Source organism: Corynebacterium sp. BF-R-2 (genome assembly GCF_024586525.1).
GTDB lineage: Bacteria > Actinomycetota > Actinomycetes > Mycobacteriales > Mycobacteriaceae > Corynebacterium > Corynebacterium singulare.
Map to the genome: position 1 here is coordinate 20,487 of NZ_JAMFTP010000002.1, position 14,624 is coordinate 35,110.

Genomic DNA, 14,624 nt, shown 5'->3' on the forward strand with positions numbered 1-14,624 from the left:
CATGGCTGCGGCCACACAACTCAAAACCCGACACCTCACCATGATGGGGCTCGGCTCCGCAGTCGGTGCGGGGCTCTTTCTGGGGGTTGGCCTAGGAATCCAAATGTCCGGCACGTCCGTTCTCGTGTCCTACGCGGTAGCCGGCCTCCTTATCGCACTGGTGATGTGGATGCTGGGAGAGATGGCTTCCGCCCGGCCTTCCCTGGGTGCTTTCTCCACGTACGCCGGCCAGGCCTTCGGCCCCTGGGCCCGATTTACGCTGGGCTGGCTGTACTGGTTCATGCTGGTTATGGTGATGGGCGCGGAGATTACCGGCGCCGCGGCCATTGTTTCCAGCTGGTGGGGCGTGGAACCGTGGATTCCCGCGTTCGTGGCCGTGGTGTTATTCGCGGTGGTCAACCTTGCCGCCGTGGGTGGTTTCGGCGAGTTCGAATTCTGGTTCGCCATCATCAAGGTGGGCACCATCTTCGCCTTCCTAGGCGTCGGTGTGCTCATGGCTGTCGGCGTCTTGCCCGGCATGTCCCTGGAACAGGCGGGCACGAACTTCACCGATAACTTCCTGCCGCACGGCGGGCCAGGTTTTGCCGCTGGCCTGTTGGCGGTGGCCTTTGCCTTCGGCGGCATCGAGATGGTGACGATCGCCGCAGCCGAATCCGAGAATCCCGCCCGCAACGTGGCCACCGCAGTGCGCGCCATCATCGTGCGCATCATGATTTTCTACATCGGCTCCATCATCGTCATCACCATGGCGCTGCCTTTCAGCGCCATCCAGGACGCCGATGTAGCGGCCGATTCTCCATTTACCTTGGTACTCAAAGCCGCGCAGATTCCTTTCGCGGCGGGCTTCATGGAAACCATCATTGCGCTAGCGCTGCTCTCAGCATTTAATGCGCAGATGTACGCCACCTCCCGCCTGGTTTATGACATGGCCAAGGACCACAGCGCCCACCATGTCTTCCTCAAGCTCAACACGTCAGGCGCCCCCATCTTTGCTGTGCTCCTGTCCATCATGTGCGCCTTTACGTCAGTCATCCTCCAGTACTGGAACCCGCCGGGGCTGCTGGCTTTTCTTTTCAACGCCGTGGGCGGTTGCCTCCTCGTCATTTGGTCTTTCATCGTGGCCTCCTTCATCAAGTTGCACCCCGAACTGAAAGCCAATGGTGAGCTCACCACTCTGCGCGTGCCCGGTTATCCTTGGTTGCCGTGGCTAACCGTGCTGGCCTTGGTGGGGCTGACGGTGCTGATGCTTTTCGACGCCTCCGCCCGCCAGCAAGTCTCCGCCGTCCTCATCATGACGGCTGGGCTGATTGTGATCTTCCACCTACTGCCCGGTAGGAAAAAGCGACACGTCGTTGAGTAGCTGCTAGGGTGTGACGCTATGACTACTGCTTCCGCACGCGGCCTGGCAACCATTACCCACGACGGCACCGTCCTGGATGTCTGGTTCCCCGCAGTCCACATCGATACCCCTGTAGACGCCAGCGGCACCCAACGCTTGGAGGAGGCTCCGCAGCAATTCGCTGCCCTTGTCGGCCCTGACGAGGAGCGCGGCGTAGCCCGCATCGCCGTGGAGACCTCCATCAAGGATCTGGATGAGGCACCGGCCGATACCTACGATGCCTACCTTCGCCTCCACTTGCTCTCCCACCGCGCGGTCAAGCCTCACGGCCTGAACGTCGAGGGCATCTTTGGCAAGCTGGCCAACGTCGTGTGGACCAACTACGGCCCCTGCGCTGTTGCTGACTTCCAGATGGTTCGTGGCCGTCTCGCCTCCCGCGGCCCGGTCGTGGTCTACTCCGTGGACAAGTTCCCGCGCATGGTGGACTACGTTGTCCCGTCCGGCGTGCGCATCGGTGATGCCGACCGTGTCCGCCTCGGCGCCCACCTGGCTGAGGGCACCACCGTCATGCACGAGGGCTTCGTCAACTTCAACGCCGGCACCTTGGGCGCCTCCATGGTGGAAGGCCGCATTTCCGCGGGCGTCGTCGTGGGCGATGGCTCCGATATCGGCGGCGGCGCATCCATCATGGGCACCCTCTCCGGTGGCGGCAAGGAGGTCATTTCCATCGGTGAGCGTTGCCTGCTCGGCGCAAACTCCGGCGTGGGCATTTCGCTTGGAGACGACGCCGTCGTCGAAGCCGGCCTCTACGTCACCGCAGGGACCAAGATCGCAGTCTTTGGCAAGATTGCGCAGGCCCTCGAGCTTTCCGAGGGCGACACCGTCAAGGGCTCCGAGCTCTCCGGTGTCTCCGGCGTGCTGCTACGCCGCAACTCCACTACTGGTGCCGTTGAAGCCGTGGACTGGAAGTCCGATGCTGTGGCCCTCAACGAGGACCTGCACAACAACTAAGCTCTCTTCACTCAAGAACTTCCCGGGGTTTTCTTCCCCGCGGGAGTCTTTTTATGAGCCTTCACGCTCGGCTGCCTAGAATGCTAAAGGTGACTGCTCAAAACGATTCCTCTCCTCGCTCGCTCGGCAGCGGCCTCAAAGTCCGCCACCTCACCATGATGGGGCTCGGCTCCACCATTGGCGCGGGTCTCTTCTTAGGCACCGGTGTGGGCATCTCCGCCGCCGGCCCGGCTGTTCTTTTGGCTTATCTCATTGCCGGTTTCCTCGCCATCCTCGTCATGCAGATGCTGGGTGAAATGGGCACCGTCATCCCCGCCTCCGGCTCTTTCTCCGAGTACGCCGAACACGGCATCGGCCGCTGGGCGGGTTTTACCCAGGGCTGGATTTATTGGCTGGCCACCGTGGCTGTCCTCGGCGCCGAAATCACCGGCGCGGCCGGATTCATCGGCGCGTGGTTCGACTGCCCGCCGTGGATCCCCGCCGCCATCTGTGTTGCGCTCTTCGGCGTCATCAACCTGCTGCGCGTGCGCATGTTTGGCGAGTTCGAGTACTGGTTCGCCTTCATCAAGGTCGCCGTCATCGTCCTCTTCCTCATCATCGGTGCCCTGCTGATCTTCGGCCTCTTGCCCGGCCACTCCTTCATCGGCACCTCGGTCTTCCTCGAGGACGGCTTCATGCCGAACGGTCTCGGCGGCGTCGCGGCCGGCCTGCTGGCCGTGGCTTTCGCCTTCGGCGGCATCGAGGTTGTCGCCATCGCCGCCGCCGAATCCGAGGACCCGGAGAAGTCCCTCGTCAACGCCGTGCGCACTACCATCACGCGTATCTCCGTGTTCTACTTGGGCTCCGTCCTCGTCATTACCTTCCTCCTGCCATACTCCTCCCTCGGCTCCGCGCAATCTGCTGCCGAGTCGCCGTTCACCATGGTGCTCGACCGCGCCGGCATCCCTGGCGCCGCCGTCATCATGGAGGTCGTCATCGTCCTGGCGCTGTTGTCTGCCTTCAATGCGCAGATTTACGCCTCCTCCCGCATGATGCACTCGCTGGCTTCCCGCGGTGAGGCCCCGAAGATCTTCGCGTCCACTGACCGCCGTGGCGTCCCCACGGCCGCCATCGCACTCTCCGTGGTGCTGTCCGTGGTCATGGTTATCCTCAACTACGCCGATACCGGCTGGCTTTTGTCCTTCATGCTCAACGCTGCCGGCGCGTCGCTGCTCATCGTGTGGGTCTTCATCGCCGTGAGCCAGCTGCGCCTGCGCCCGCACCTCGAGGCCATCCACCCCCTGCCAGTGCGCATGTGGGCCTACCCCTACCTCACGTGGTTCGCCTTGGCCCTGTTTGCAGCCATTGCGGTGCTCATGCTTAGCGACGCCTCCGCCCGCATCCAACTCTTCTCCGCCGCCGCCATGTTCGCCGTGCTCGCCATCGCCGGCGTCATCAACGCCAAGGCACGCGGCATCGCCCCCACGGCTCGCCTACCGCTGCCCACCGCCGAAGAGCTGGAAGCCCGCTAGCTTCCCGCTCCCGCTCGCACGCCCCGCCCCTCCTCACGCGCCGCCCCTCTTCTCACCCCGCCCCTCCTCACGCCCTGCCCTTCGCGCTCACCGTGAACAGCTCACGCCACTGAAACCGCTCTCCCGTGAGCGCAAAAGGCTAGGCGGTAAGCGTGGCAGCTGTCTCCTGCCCTTCGCGCTCACTGGCGGAGGGCGGAGCGTCGTCAAGCAGCTGCCCGTGAGCGCGACGGGCGCGGTGCTTCAGTCCTTTTGGCCCCGCGCCCCTCCTCCTGCCCTACACCCCTCTTATTTCCTTCGCGCCACCTCCTTCCTTCGCATCTCTTCCTGCTCTTCGCGCCACCTCCTTCCTTCGCGCTCACCGTGGACAGCTCACGCCACTGAAGCCTTTCCCCAGTGAGCGCGAGAGGCTAGAGCTCATGCTCGGTAACCACAGCTTCCGGTCTGGCTCTCCCGCGTGAGCGCAAGAGGCTAGAAGGCTGCGTTGCAGCTGTCTCCTGCCCTTCGCGCTCACTGGCGGAGGGCGGAGCGTCGTCAAGCAGCTGCCCGTGAGCGCGAGGGGCGCGGTGCTGAAATCCTGCATGGCCCTGCGCCCCTCCTCCCTACGCGCTCACCCGCAATCTTCACTACCACAACGGCCCTTCCGCAGTGAGCGCTAAAGGTGGTTATCCACAGAAGACACTGATTCGGAGCCCTGGGGGCCGGTCACGATGGGAAGTTATCCACAGGCTGAGATGATGGTTGCGGCGGCGTCGTCACGCAGTGCTTATTTTCGGCGTTATGAGGGCATGGACGACCGCTGAACTCCGGGAACAAGGGATGAGCAAGGAAGCTATAAGACGCAAGCTTCGCGAGCGTCGTCTCTTCCGCGTGCATCGGGGAATTTATACCGATGAATGGACACCTCTCGCTGTAGCGCGGGCCCTGGCGCATGGGCTCAGCCGCATTCATTTCACAGGAAAGACTGCACGGGAGATTCACCTCGGGCGCGCATTGACGTTCCCATTGGAAGCGGAGGGGCCGCGAACGCTTAGGGGGAAAAAGTTTCGTGTCACGCATTCACGACTTTCAGCGACGACCAAGGTGAACGGCCTGCCCGTGGTGCAGGCCTTGTGGTCGGCTCGGCGGATAGCTAGTGCCTGCGGTGACTTGTTGGAGCATCATTATCGCGGTAAAGAAGGGCCTAGTCGCCTGGAGAAGGACCGCCAGAGGATGGGGCGCGTGCCGCGAAAGCTGAAAGAGGCGATTCGGAACACCCCCATCGGTACGGATAGCCAGTCCGAAAGGAAGCTCAGCAGGAGTTTGCGATCGCAGGGCATATTCCCGGATCACAACGTGCTCATCGCTGGGTATCGGTTCGACTTTTTGATAGGCAAGCTGATTATCGAAGTCGACGGCTGGGAGTACCACAAACGCAGCGAAATATTTCAGGCGGATAGATCGAAACAGAATGCGGCTGTCGCTCACGGTTACACAGTTTTGCGCTTTACTGCTGACGATATCCACTACCACCTCGACGATGCCCTCCGCCTTATTAAGGCGACGCTTGATCTGATTAAGGGGCGGGAGCCTACGCTGCCAGCGTGTGTGACGCAGCCGTATTGGACGTGGCACTTATGCCTGCAGAACTTGCTGTTTTGACAATTATTCTTTACACTTAGACATGTAAGGACGACAGACCGTAAAGGAGTATGAATGCCTGAGCAACCCAACATGGTCCGCAAATGGCGCCGCTGGCTTGAGCTATCCCAAACTGAGCTCGCTGAACGCGCAGGCGTCTCCCGTCAGACAATCGCCAATATCGAACGCGGCAATTACTCCCCGTCCGTACACCTCGCACTAGACATATGCCGCGAACTCGGAAAAACCGTCGAAGAAGTATTTGGAGATGAACAACATGATTAACGCCATTGCTAACTACGCCCTCAATGAAATCGAGCGCGCATCGCAGGATGAATTCGAACGTGAGACTTTTTACAAAGCGTATGCCATCAGCGCTACCCCGACCCGATTCCTCGAGATCGTCGCCGCAGCCATCCTCGCTTGGGTTCTACCTGGGAATATGAGCATGCTGTGCTTTCTCGCCATTGCGCCGCCTATGATCGGCAATCTCTTCGGCACGGCGTGGCTGCGCAAGCGAGTCGCCACCCCACCTGTTGGCCGTATTTGGCCTGCAATGACCGTCTACCTCATCCCGCTCATTGTGATGTTCGCCGGAATTGCCCATAACGCTTACGCATCGGACTCCACCTCTTACTTGGTTGGCGCTGGGGCCGGCGTGACCGCCGCCATCATCTTCACACCGTTTCTCCGACGCCGCCAGCACCAACGCGACCAGGCCCGCCTCGACGCCGAACTCGACGACTAGACCACACTACCCGGCCTATCCCCATCCATCCCGCCCTTCGCGCTCACCGCGGATGGCGGGTTCGGCTTCTTACAGGCGCCGGTGAGCGCGAAGGGAGAATAAGGCGCCTACCGCGCTAACCCCCCAGCCATGCCCCCTCATCTACCGAGCCACTAGACCTACTGCACCGCTGGCACCGGTTCCGCCGGTACTGCCCTTTACGCTCACCGTGTGCGGGAACTAGCGATTCTTTTCGATGCCGGTGAGCGCGAAGGGCGGGTTTCCGGTTTCCATCCCTAAGCGCTCACCGGCACGATGGAGCGCTTCCACGCTAGGTTCTCGGTGAGCGCGAAGGGAACATTGCTTGCCGATGCCCCCTTCCCGCTCACCGCAGCATCGAAAAGACCCCGACGGCCGACGCCGGTGAGCGCGAAGGGTCGGCGGGAAGGGCCGCAATTAAGCTGGCTCGGAATGATGGACCACGACCGGCTTCTTTGGCGTCGAGCGGAAGGTCCACAATTTGTTGAACACGAAATTGATGGGCATGGCCACAACGATGGAAATGGCGTTAGCCCAGTAATACATCGTGCGGAAACCAGTGGTGTCGTCAAAGATGTGCGGTGGCAGCTGCAGCGGCGACGTCGGATTCATCAGCAAGTACTGGACCGCAAGTGTGACCAGGTAGGCGCCGATACCGGTGATGAGGAACGGGAAGAAGCCTCGCAACCAGGACACCTTGTTGACGGACTTGAACGTCCACATGCGGTTGAGCTGGTAGTTCCATGTGTTTGCCACGAGAAACGCGATCGTGGAAAAGAGCATGAACCAGCGGACATGGAACTGGGTGCCAAAGAGGTTAAACATTGCGTCATGCGGAGTAGCCCCGAACCACGCGAGGCCACACTTTGCTGCCACGATGGAGACTAGGATGTTGACCACCGCGCCCGAGCCGCCGACCAGGCCAAACTTAATGAACTGGCCTAGATTCGAGGCAAAGCGAGCAACGCTCAGATCCGCCATGAACACGCCCCTCGTACAAAATTCTCAAGATTAATGAATAAAACTTGGTACGAGTTTAGTCCTTGGCCAAGCACGAACTAAAAACGCGCGCCGCAGAAGCACGCAAATTCACAGAGTGAACACACGTTCGTGGCCGGTGAGGGGGTCGTCAAACTGCATCGCTACGTGCGCGAGCTGCAGCGGAGCAGAGAAATCGTAGAGGTCTAGACCGCGGTCCACGGGATACGTGTCATCGCCCACAATCGGATGGCCGAGGTAGTTGAGGGCGACGCGAATTTGGTGAGTATGGCCGGTCAGTGGCCACACATTAACAATGGAGCCGTGCGCGCTCAGGCGAGTGATCGTGGGTGTCCCGGCGGGGTCAACAATCACCTGACGCCGGCCGCGCACGCGGCGCATCCCCAGCCGCAGCGTGTCTTCAAACGTTAAGGGCGTGTTCACCGTTGCGCGATAGTGCTTGCTCACCGCATGGTCTTGGAAAAACCGCTGGTAGGCAGGACGTGTGCGCGGATTGCGCGAGCATAACACCAGACCAGACGTGAGTCGGTCGAGGCGGTGCAAAGGAACGATGTCCTCCTCACCAAAGTCCACGCGCAGACGAGTCTGCAGGGTTTCGCGCACGATGCGCCCATTCGACGTCGTGGGCAAGAAATGCGGCTTGTCGGCGACTATGAGATCTCCGTCCTCATATACCACCCGATAATCAAACGGAATCGGCTCTTCATGAGGTACCGAGGGGTGATACCACGCCAACGTCGGACCAGGCAGCCGGGTGCCAGGCTCCAAGCGAGCACCGGGTGAAAACGCGGAATCGCCCGCCTGACCTGCCCAATAGGCAGGAGAAGCGGGCACGATGCCGGTGAGCATCACCTTGCGCGGGCTAATCCCCTCCCGCGCCGGTGGGCGGAAAGCCACTTAGGCAACCAACCGCGACACCGCCGCCGCGATGCGCTCATCGGTGCCGTTGAGACCGATGCGGACGAACTGCTCGCCGGCCGGACCATAGAAGTCCCCAGGGGCAACGAGGATGCCGCGCTCGGCCAGCCAATCGACGGTCGCGCGACAGTTCTCGCCGCGCGTGGCCCACAGGTACATGCCGGCTTCCGAGTGCTCGATCGTGAAACCAGCTGACGTCAATGCGCGCATGAGCTCTGCACGGCGGGTGGCGTAGCGCTGGCGCTGGAGGGCTTCGGAGGGGTCGTCGTCAAGCGCGGCGACCATCGCTGCCTGAATCGGACCCGGCACGATGAGGCCGGCGTGTTTGCGCAGCTCCAGTAGTTCGGCGATGAGCTTGCTATCGCCGGCAAAGAACCCCGCACGGTAGGACGCCATGTTCGCGGTCTTGGACAGCGAATGCATGGCGATGAGTCCGGTGTTGTCACCGTCGGTGACGCGCGGATCCAAGATGGAAACCGGCGGGTTCTTATCGTCCCACCCCAGACTCATGTAGCATTCGTCGGACGCCACAATGGCGCCCTTCTCACGGGCCCAGGCTACGATCTCGCGCAGCTTCTCGACGCCCAACACCTTGGCCGTCGGATTCGACGGCGAGTTGATGAACACCAGGGACGCATCCCCGAAGTCCTCGTCCGCGCGCAGTGGCTTGGCGCCTGCCAGCAGGGCACCAACCTCGTAGGTCGGGTACGCGACGGAAGGAAAGGCAACTGTTTCACCACGCATGCCCAGCAGGGTGGGCAGCCAGGCGATAGCTTCCTTAGTACCGATCACCGGTAGGACAGCATCCACCTGCATGTGGTAGCGGCGCTCCAAGGCCTTCGCGATAGCCTCGCGCAACTCCGGGGTGCCCTGAGTCTGCGGATAGCCCGGGGCTTCTGCGGCGGACGAAAGCGCCAGCTGCACGCCGGGGGCCACCGGATCGACCGGGTTGCCCACAGAAAGGTCCACAATCCCATCGGGGTGAGCTTGGGCCTTCTTCTTAGCACCAGCGAGGGAGTTCCACGGGAAATCCGGAAGCGTATCTCCTAGCGGCGTGCGGCTCATGTTTTACTCCTGGTTCTGGGGCGGGAGGGCCGCGATCATCGGGACATCGAAGTCCTGCGGGCCGAGGGCAGCCGCGCCGCCCGGGGAGCCAAGGTCATCGAAGAACGCAGCGTTGGCGTCGTTGTAGTCCAGCCACTCATCCGGGACGTCATCCTCGTAGAAGATGGCCTCAACCGGGCAGGCAGGCTCGCAGGCGCCACAGTCCACGCACTCGTCCGGGTGGATGTAAAGCATGCGCTTGCCCTCATAGATGCAGTCGACCGGGCACTCTTCAACGCAGCCACGGTCCATCACGTCGACGCAAGGCTGCGCGATGGTGTAAGTCATAAGGCGTTCGAACTCCTGTTGATCACGGGTTTTCTACGACTAACAGTATGCTACTCCTGCGTGAAAAATGGCCAAACGCTGCCTGCGATTCCCGCGACGAACAGGAGCAGGCTGAGAATATTATTGGCCAGCAGTGAACCATCACCAATAGCGCCTCCCAGCATGAACGCTAGAAATCCCGTGACCCACGCCAGCCCGGGAAGGCCCGCGATGTAGGGATTCTCACTCCACAACCGCGCTGTGCGAGTGAGCACCCCGTTGAACCAGAAGGCAATAAGAATGGTGATGGGAAAAGAGACGCTGGCCCCGTCGAACCACGGCAGGCGCGCGGTCAGGTAGACCACCTCGAGAGTCAACGAACACAGGGCGCCCAGCGCTAACCAGACCAAACCGCCAATTTGCTCGCCGCGGGAAAAGTCGGTGCGGATAACTCGCTCGCTCACTATTCCCCCACCAGGGTCTCGCTCGGCTCTCCCCTGCCGAGCTGATAAAACTCGTGGCGCAGCAGGGGCATGGTGAGCAGATTGGACAGTGCATAGGCAGCGGGCACCTCGGCGGGGTTGCTCAGGCCTGCCTGTGCAGCATGCGGGTTAACGGTGGTGAGGGAACCATCGGCCAGCCAAATCTGGGTGGCGTGGGCGAGCATGGCGGCGCGTTTGGCGGCGAGGGGGACGTCACCAAGCGCATAGGCCACGTCGTAGCCTTCAGTGGTGAAGTTGTCCAGGTAGTCCTTGTCCGGCAGTCTCCAGCCCTGCGGCGGGGTCACGGATTCCAGGGCGCGGTAGTGCGCGGCGCGCTCGAAGACAGCCCACCAAATGCGCTGCTCAGGAGCGGCAGCCGCATGAACAGCCTGGTGCACAGCGATGTGGTCTGGGTGGCCATAGCCGCCGTCGGGGCCGTAGGTCAACACCGCATGGGGCTCAAGCGCTACGAAATGCTCCTTGAGCAAGGATGCCGCTTCATCGACTCGGTTGACCAGCGCACTCGGGTTGTCGTGCGCTGGCGAGCCGGCCATACCGGAATCGCGGAAGTGTCCGAAACCACCCAGCTGAATGCCGCTGACCCCCAGGGCGTCGAGGGCACGCTTCAGCTCCCAGGCACGAAAGCCACCAAGGCGGTCACTTTCCGCCAGTCCTTGGTAAGGCGAACCGATGACTTCGCCTTCCTCCCCCAGCGTTGCGGTGATCACGGTGACCTCAGCGCCGCGGGCGGCCACATCCGCGAGCGTTCCGCCGGTGAAGAGCACCTCATCATCGGGGTGTGCATGCACGGCCACGACGCGGTAGCCGGTGAGATCTTTAGTCATCATCTTTCCTCCACTGTGGGGCACTGACCAGGCCCGAATCCCAGTCCGTAATACTTTGTCCGGGGCCCACGATACCCTTGCCTAAAGCATGGATGCGCACCTCGTTGAGCAGCGGCACAAACAGCACTTGCTCGGAGTTGAGCTGGTGAACCTTGTCTCGAGCGGCCGCAGAATCCAAGGTTCCATCGAGGATATCGGCTGCTGTCTCCTCGGCATGCTCAGGGCAGAAACCATTGAGCTTAGCGGCTGGGCTGCCGGGAGTGGCACAAGTGAAGTAATTGGCCATGCTCAGTGAGTCCATGCCATTGTCATCCCAGGCCACGACGGCATCCACCTTGCCCGCTGGCAGTAGATCCGCGGTGATGGTGGTCAGGCGCTCGGTCACCACCGTGGCGTCGATAGCTTTGGACTGCAGGACATCAACAATCGTATGGGCGGCGGCAAGGGCCGTGGGGCTTTGTGGATCGACTGCAATCCGCAGCGGTTTATGCCCCGCACGCTCGCGCAACGGGGCCAGTTCCACAGGATCACCGAACGGATTGTGGGCAGGGTCCAGCTCGGAGGCCCTGCCGGTGGCGAGACGGGCAATCTGATCGGAATCCAACAGAGAGGCCAAAGCGCGGCGTTGCGGCTCTTCTGGAAGGGCCTCCTCCAGCGTAGATATCTCTAGGCGCAGCTGGCGCGAGCGTTTCACTACCCCGGTGTTGACGTCGCTGAGTAGGCTCAGCCGCTCGAGGGTGGTCTGCTGCGGGCTAAAGTCCGCAAACCCGATCTGTCGCGAGCGCAGCATGTTGACGGCCTGGGTGGTGTCACGGAGGGCGCGGAGCTGAATGACATCAATCATCGCGGGGTCCTCGCCCCAGAAGCGGTCGTTGCGGTTGAGCGTAATCACGCCGCGGCTGCGGTCCATACCCGCCACCAAGTAGCGTCCAGCCGAGGCCGGAATCCCCTCCGCAAGGGCGGATGAGAAATCCTGGTCCACGAGCAGGTGCGACGGCAGCAGGTGGGCAAAGAGCTTGCGCCAGTCCTCGACGCGGTGCTCAAAATCTACCGTGACAACGCGCCCGCTTCCCGACGTCCGCACCGCCGAAATCGCTTGATACCCCGAGGCCGCATTCGCCCCTGGTGTGCGGATGATCTGTGACCAGAGATAATTGAAGTCCGAACCGCTGATCGGTGTGCCATCAGACCATTGGGCCGGACTAGCAATGGTGTAGCGCACGCGCATGGCAATGCTGCCGGGGGCCTCGATTTCCTCCGCCGACTCGAGCACATCCGTATCCATCTCTTCACCGTGGAACGCGGAGGGCAGGACGAGCTCTGCAATCTGGCTAACGAGCTCGGAGTTGTTAGCGCTTAAGTGTGGGTTAAGGCCTCCCCGCAGCGGATCGACGCCAATGGCCACCGTGCTGCGCTCCGGCAGCAGGTCCTCTTCCGGAACCACCTCCGGGGTGGGGCTTTCCGTGGTCGACTTGGTGGGTGACGTGCTCTGCTCTTCAGCCTCGACCACTGGCGGCGGGCCGGGGTTGGCCTGGCAGGCGCTCAACGCACTCACTGCAGCGAGCGCTGCCAGCAGCTTGGAGAAACGGTCCACGCCATCACACCTTTGGAGCTCGGGGTACTTGTCGGCCTCATTTTAATACCCGCACCGGACAGTGCCCATTTCCAACCGCACCGCCTGTCCCATACATAACGAAAACGTTCCGCCCCCTCCAGCAGGATTGGGGCGGAACGTTGAAGATTACGTCAGGAAGGGCTGCTTACTTGTTGAGCTGCTTAGCGCGGGCAGCCGCACGCTTGCGGTCGGTGGCAGACAGCTCCACCTTGCGCACGCGCAGCACCTTGGGGCCCACCTCAACGCATTCGTCGTTGCCACAGAACTCCAGTGCCTCATCGAGGGATAGAGTCTTGGCCTTGGCCAAGGTGACGGTGGCATCCGCGGTGGCGGAGCGCATATTGGTGAGCTTCTTTTCCTTCGTGATGTTGATGTCCATATCCTCATCACGGTTGTTGGCACCCACAACCATGCCTTCGTAGGCCTCCATGCCCGGCTCCACGAAGAAGTCGCCGCGGTCAGCAAGCTGCATAAGGGCGTAGGCCGTGATCTGGCCGGAGCGGTCAGCCACCAGGGAACCAGTGGCGCGAGCCTTGATCTCACCAGCCCAGACGTCCAGACCGTCAGAGATGGAGTTCGCGATACCGGAGCCGCGGGTCTCCGTCAGGAACTGGGTACGGAAGCCGATAAGACCGCGGGCCGGGATGCGGAAGACCATGCGAACCCAGTCGCCCTCGCGGACGTCCATGGACTGCATCTGGCCCTTACGGTTAGCCAGCAGCTGAGTAATAGCGCCCTGGTACTCCGACGGGGAATCGATGGTGAGCATCTCGTAGGGCTCCATAGTCTTGCCGTCGATGACCTGGGTCACCACCTGTGGCTTACCCACGGTCAGCTCGAAGCCCTCGCGGCGCATGTTCTCAATGAGAACGGAGAGCGCCATCTCGCCACGGCCCTGAACTTCCCAAGCATCCGGGCGCTCGGTTGGCAGAACCTTGATGGACACGTTACCGATGAGCTCTTGGTCCAGACGGGCCTTAACCATACGTGCGGTGAGCTTGTCACCGCCGCCCTGGCCTGCCATCGGCGAGGTGTTCACGCCAATGGTCATCGAAATAGCCGGCTCGTCCACCTTGATGCGCGGCAGCGGCTTCGGATCCTCAACATCAGCGATGGTGTCACCGATCATGATGTCGGAGATACCGGAGATGGCCACGATGTCACCGGCGATAGCCTCGGTATCCGGCTGACGCTGGAAGCCGACGGTACGCAGCAGCTCAGCCACCTTGACGGTCTTGGTGTGCATCTCGCCTTCATCGTCGTAGTGCATCCAGGCCACCTGCTGGCCCTTCTTGATGGTGCCGGAGTAGATGCGCAGCAGGGCAATACGTCCCAGGAAGTCATCGGAGTCCAGGTTGGTGACGTGCGCCTGGAGCGGGCCGTCGACGGAAGCGGAAGGCTCGGGGAGGACGTCATAGATGACGTCGAAAAGCGCCTGCAGGTCCGCAGCCTCGGGGACGTTACCGTCACCCGGGTTCTCGGTGGAGGCCTTGCCCTCGCGGCCGGAAGCGTAGAGAACCGGCAGGTCCAGCAGCTCTTCGGCGGCAGCGGCGGCCTCCTCATCCTCAAGGCCAGCCGCGATTTCCAGCAGCAGGTCCTGTGCCTCGGTGACAACCTCGTCGATGCGGGCATCCGGACGGTCGGTCTTGTTGACACAGATGATGACCGGCAGCTTGGCTTCCAGAGCCTTGGTGAGGACGAAACGGGTCTGCGGGAGGGGGCCTTCGGAGGCGTCGACAAGCAGCACGACGCCATCCACCATGGAGATACCGCGCTCGACCTCGCCACCGAAGTCGGCGTGGCCCGGGGTATCAATAACGTTGATGATGAGGTCCTGGCCATCCTTGCCCAGACCCTTGCGGTGAATGGCGGTGTTCTTGGCCAGAATGGTGATGCCGCGCTCACGCTCCTGATCGTTGGAGTCCATGACGCGGTCCGAGTGTTCGCCATGGTCGCCGAAAGCGCCGGACTGCTCCAGCATGCCGTTGACGAGGGTGGTTTTACCGTGGTCAACGTGTGCGACGATGGCTACGTTACGGAACTCAGTAGTACTCACGTGTGGGGTGCTCCTTAAAGCATGATGCGTTAGCGGTGTGAACGGCCCTTAAATATACTCGCTCCCCCACATCCGTGCAGCATCGCGCCCGTGT

Annotated in this window: 14 protein-coding genes; 6 read left to right on the forward strand and 8 right to left on the reverse strand. The window is 61.9% G+C overall.

The genetic code is table 11. The features are described from left to right. The first annotated feature begins 1 nt into the window (after position 1). The 6 genes from M5J09_RS01205 to M5J09_RS01230 all read left to right on the forward strand — a co-directional run bounded on the left by M5J09_RS01205 (position 2) and on the right by M5J09_RS01230 (position 6,226). Positions 2–1,360, forward strand: a complete 1,359-nt coding sequence (locus M5J09_RS01205) for an amino acid permease (RefSeq protein WP_257156707.1) — start codon at positions 2–4, stop codon at positions 1,358–1,360. Positions 1,361–1,378: 18 nt separating this feature from the next. Continuing rightward, positions 1,379–2,350 carry a 2,3,4,5-tetrahydropyridine-2,6-dicarboxylate N-succinyltransferase gene (gene dapD / locus M5J09_RS01210; protein ID WP_042530338.1) on the forward strand — a complete coding sequence of 324 codons (972 nt, stop codon included), beginning with the start codon at positions 1,379–1,381 and terminating at the stop codon, positions 2,348–2,350. Between the two features lie 80 nt (positions 2,351–2,430). Continuing rightward, a complete protein-coding gene (locus M5J09_RS01215) occupies positions 2,431–3,861 on the forward strand; it encodes an amino acid permease (protein ID WP_257156708.1) in 1,431 nt (476 codons plus the stop codon). An 816-nt stretch (positions 3,862–4,677) separates the two neighbouring features. After that, positions 4,678–5,499 (forward strand): endonuclease domain-containing protein, encoded by an 822-nt coding sequence (locus tag M5J09_RS01220; protein WP_236684044.1) that lies wholly within the window; start codon positions 4,678–4,680, stop codon positions 5,497–5,499. Positions 5,500–5,553: 54 nt separating this feature from the next. After that, positions 5,554–5,763 carry a helix-turn-helix transcriptional regulator gene (locus tag M5J09_RS01225; RefSeq protein ID WP_042530334.1) on the forward strand — a complete coding sequence of 70 codons (210 nt, stop codon included), beginning with the start codon at positions 5,554–5,556 and terminating at the stop codon, positions 5,761–5,763. After that, complete coding sequence (locus M5J09_RS01230) at positions 5,747–6,226, forward strand: transcriptional regulator (RefSeq protein ID WP_236684043.1); 480 nt, start codon at positions 5,747–5,749, stop codon at positions 6,224–6,226. The genes M5J09_RS01225 and M5J09_RS01230 overlap by 17 nt, the downstream gene beginning before the upstream one ends. 435 nt (positions 6,227–6,661) lie before the next feature. Here M5J09_RS01230 and M5J09_RS01235 read toward each other — a convergent pair whose 3' ends face one another. The 8 genes from M5J09_RS01235 to typA form a co-directional block, all read right to left on the reverse strand. Further along, positions 6,662–7,225 carry a GtrA family protein gene (locus M5J09_RS01235; RefSeq protein WP_042530329.1) on the reverse strand — a complete coding sequence of 188 codons (564 nt, stop codon included), beginning with the start codon at positions 7,223–7,225 and terminating at the stop codon, positions 6,662–6,664. Between the two features lie 108 nt (positions 7,226–7,333). Next, entirely contained in the window at positions 7,334–8,140 is an 807-nt protein-coding gene (locus M5J09_RS01240) for a pseudouridine synthase (protein WP_257156709.1), read from the reverse strand. Next, complete coding sequence (gene dapC / locus M5J09_RS01245) at positions 8,141–9,226, reverse strand: succinyldiaminopimelate transaminase (RefSeq protein WP_257156710.1); 1,086 nt, start codon at positions 9,224–9,226, stop codon at positions 8,141–8,143. 3 nt (positions 9,227–9,229) lie between these two features. Beyond that, the gene (gene fdxA, locus M5J09_RS01250; RefSeq protein ID WP_005327491.1) at positions 9,230–9,553 is read right to left on the reverse strand and encodes a ferredoxin; all 324 of its coding nucleotides are present in this window, start codon (positions 9,551–9,553) and stop codon (positions 9,230–9,232) included. A gap of 50 nt (positions 9,554–9,603) precedes the next feature. Then, positions 9,604–9,996, reverse strand: a complete 393-nt coding sequence (locus M5J09_RS01255) for a hypothetical protein (RefSeq protein WP_042530323.1) — start codon at positions 9,994–9,996, stop codon at positions 9,604–9,606. Next, entirely contained in the window at positions 9,996–10,862 is an 867-nt protein-coding gene (locus M5J09_RS01260) for a PIG-L family deacetylase (protein ID WP_257156711.1), read from the reverse strand. Before M5J09_RS01260 ends, M5J09_RS01255 begins: the two co-directional genes overlap by 1 nt. Continuing rightward, positions 10,852–12,453: an ABC transporter family substrate-binding protein gene (locus tag M5J09_RS01265; RefSeq protein WP_257156712.1), complete on the reverse strand. Its 1,602-nt coding sequence runs from the start codon at positions 12,451–12,453 to the stop codon at positions 10,852–10,854. The genes M5J09_RS01260 and M5J09_RS01265 overlap by 11 nt, the downstream gene beginning before the upstream one ends. Before the next feature lie 166 nt (positions 12,454–12,619). Continuing rightward, a complete protein-coding gene (gene typA / locus M5J09_RS01270; protein ID WP_257156713.1) occupies positions 12,620–14,530 on the reverse strand; it encodes a translational GTPase TypA in 1,911 nt (636 codons plus the stop codon). Positions 14,531–14,624 lie beyond the last annotated feature (94 nt).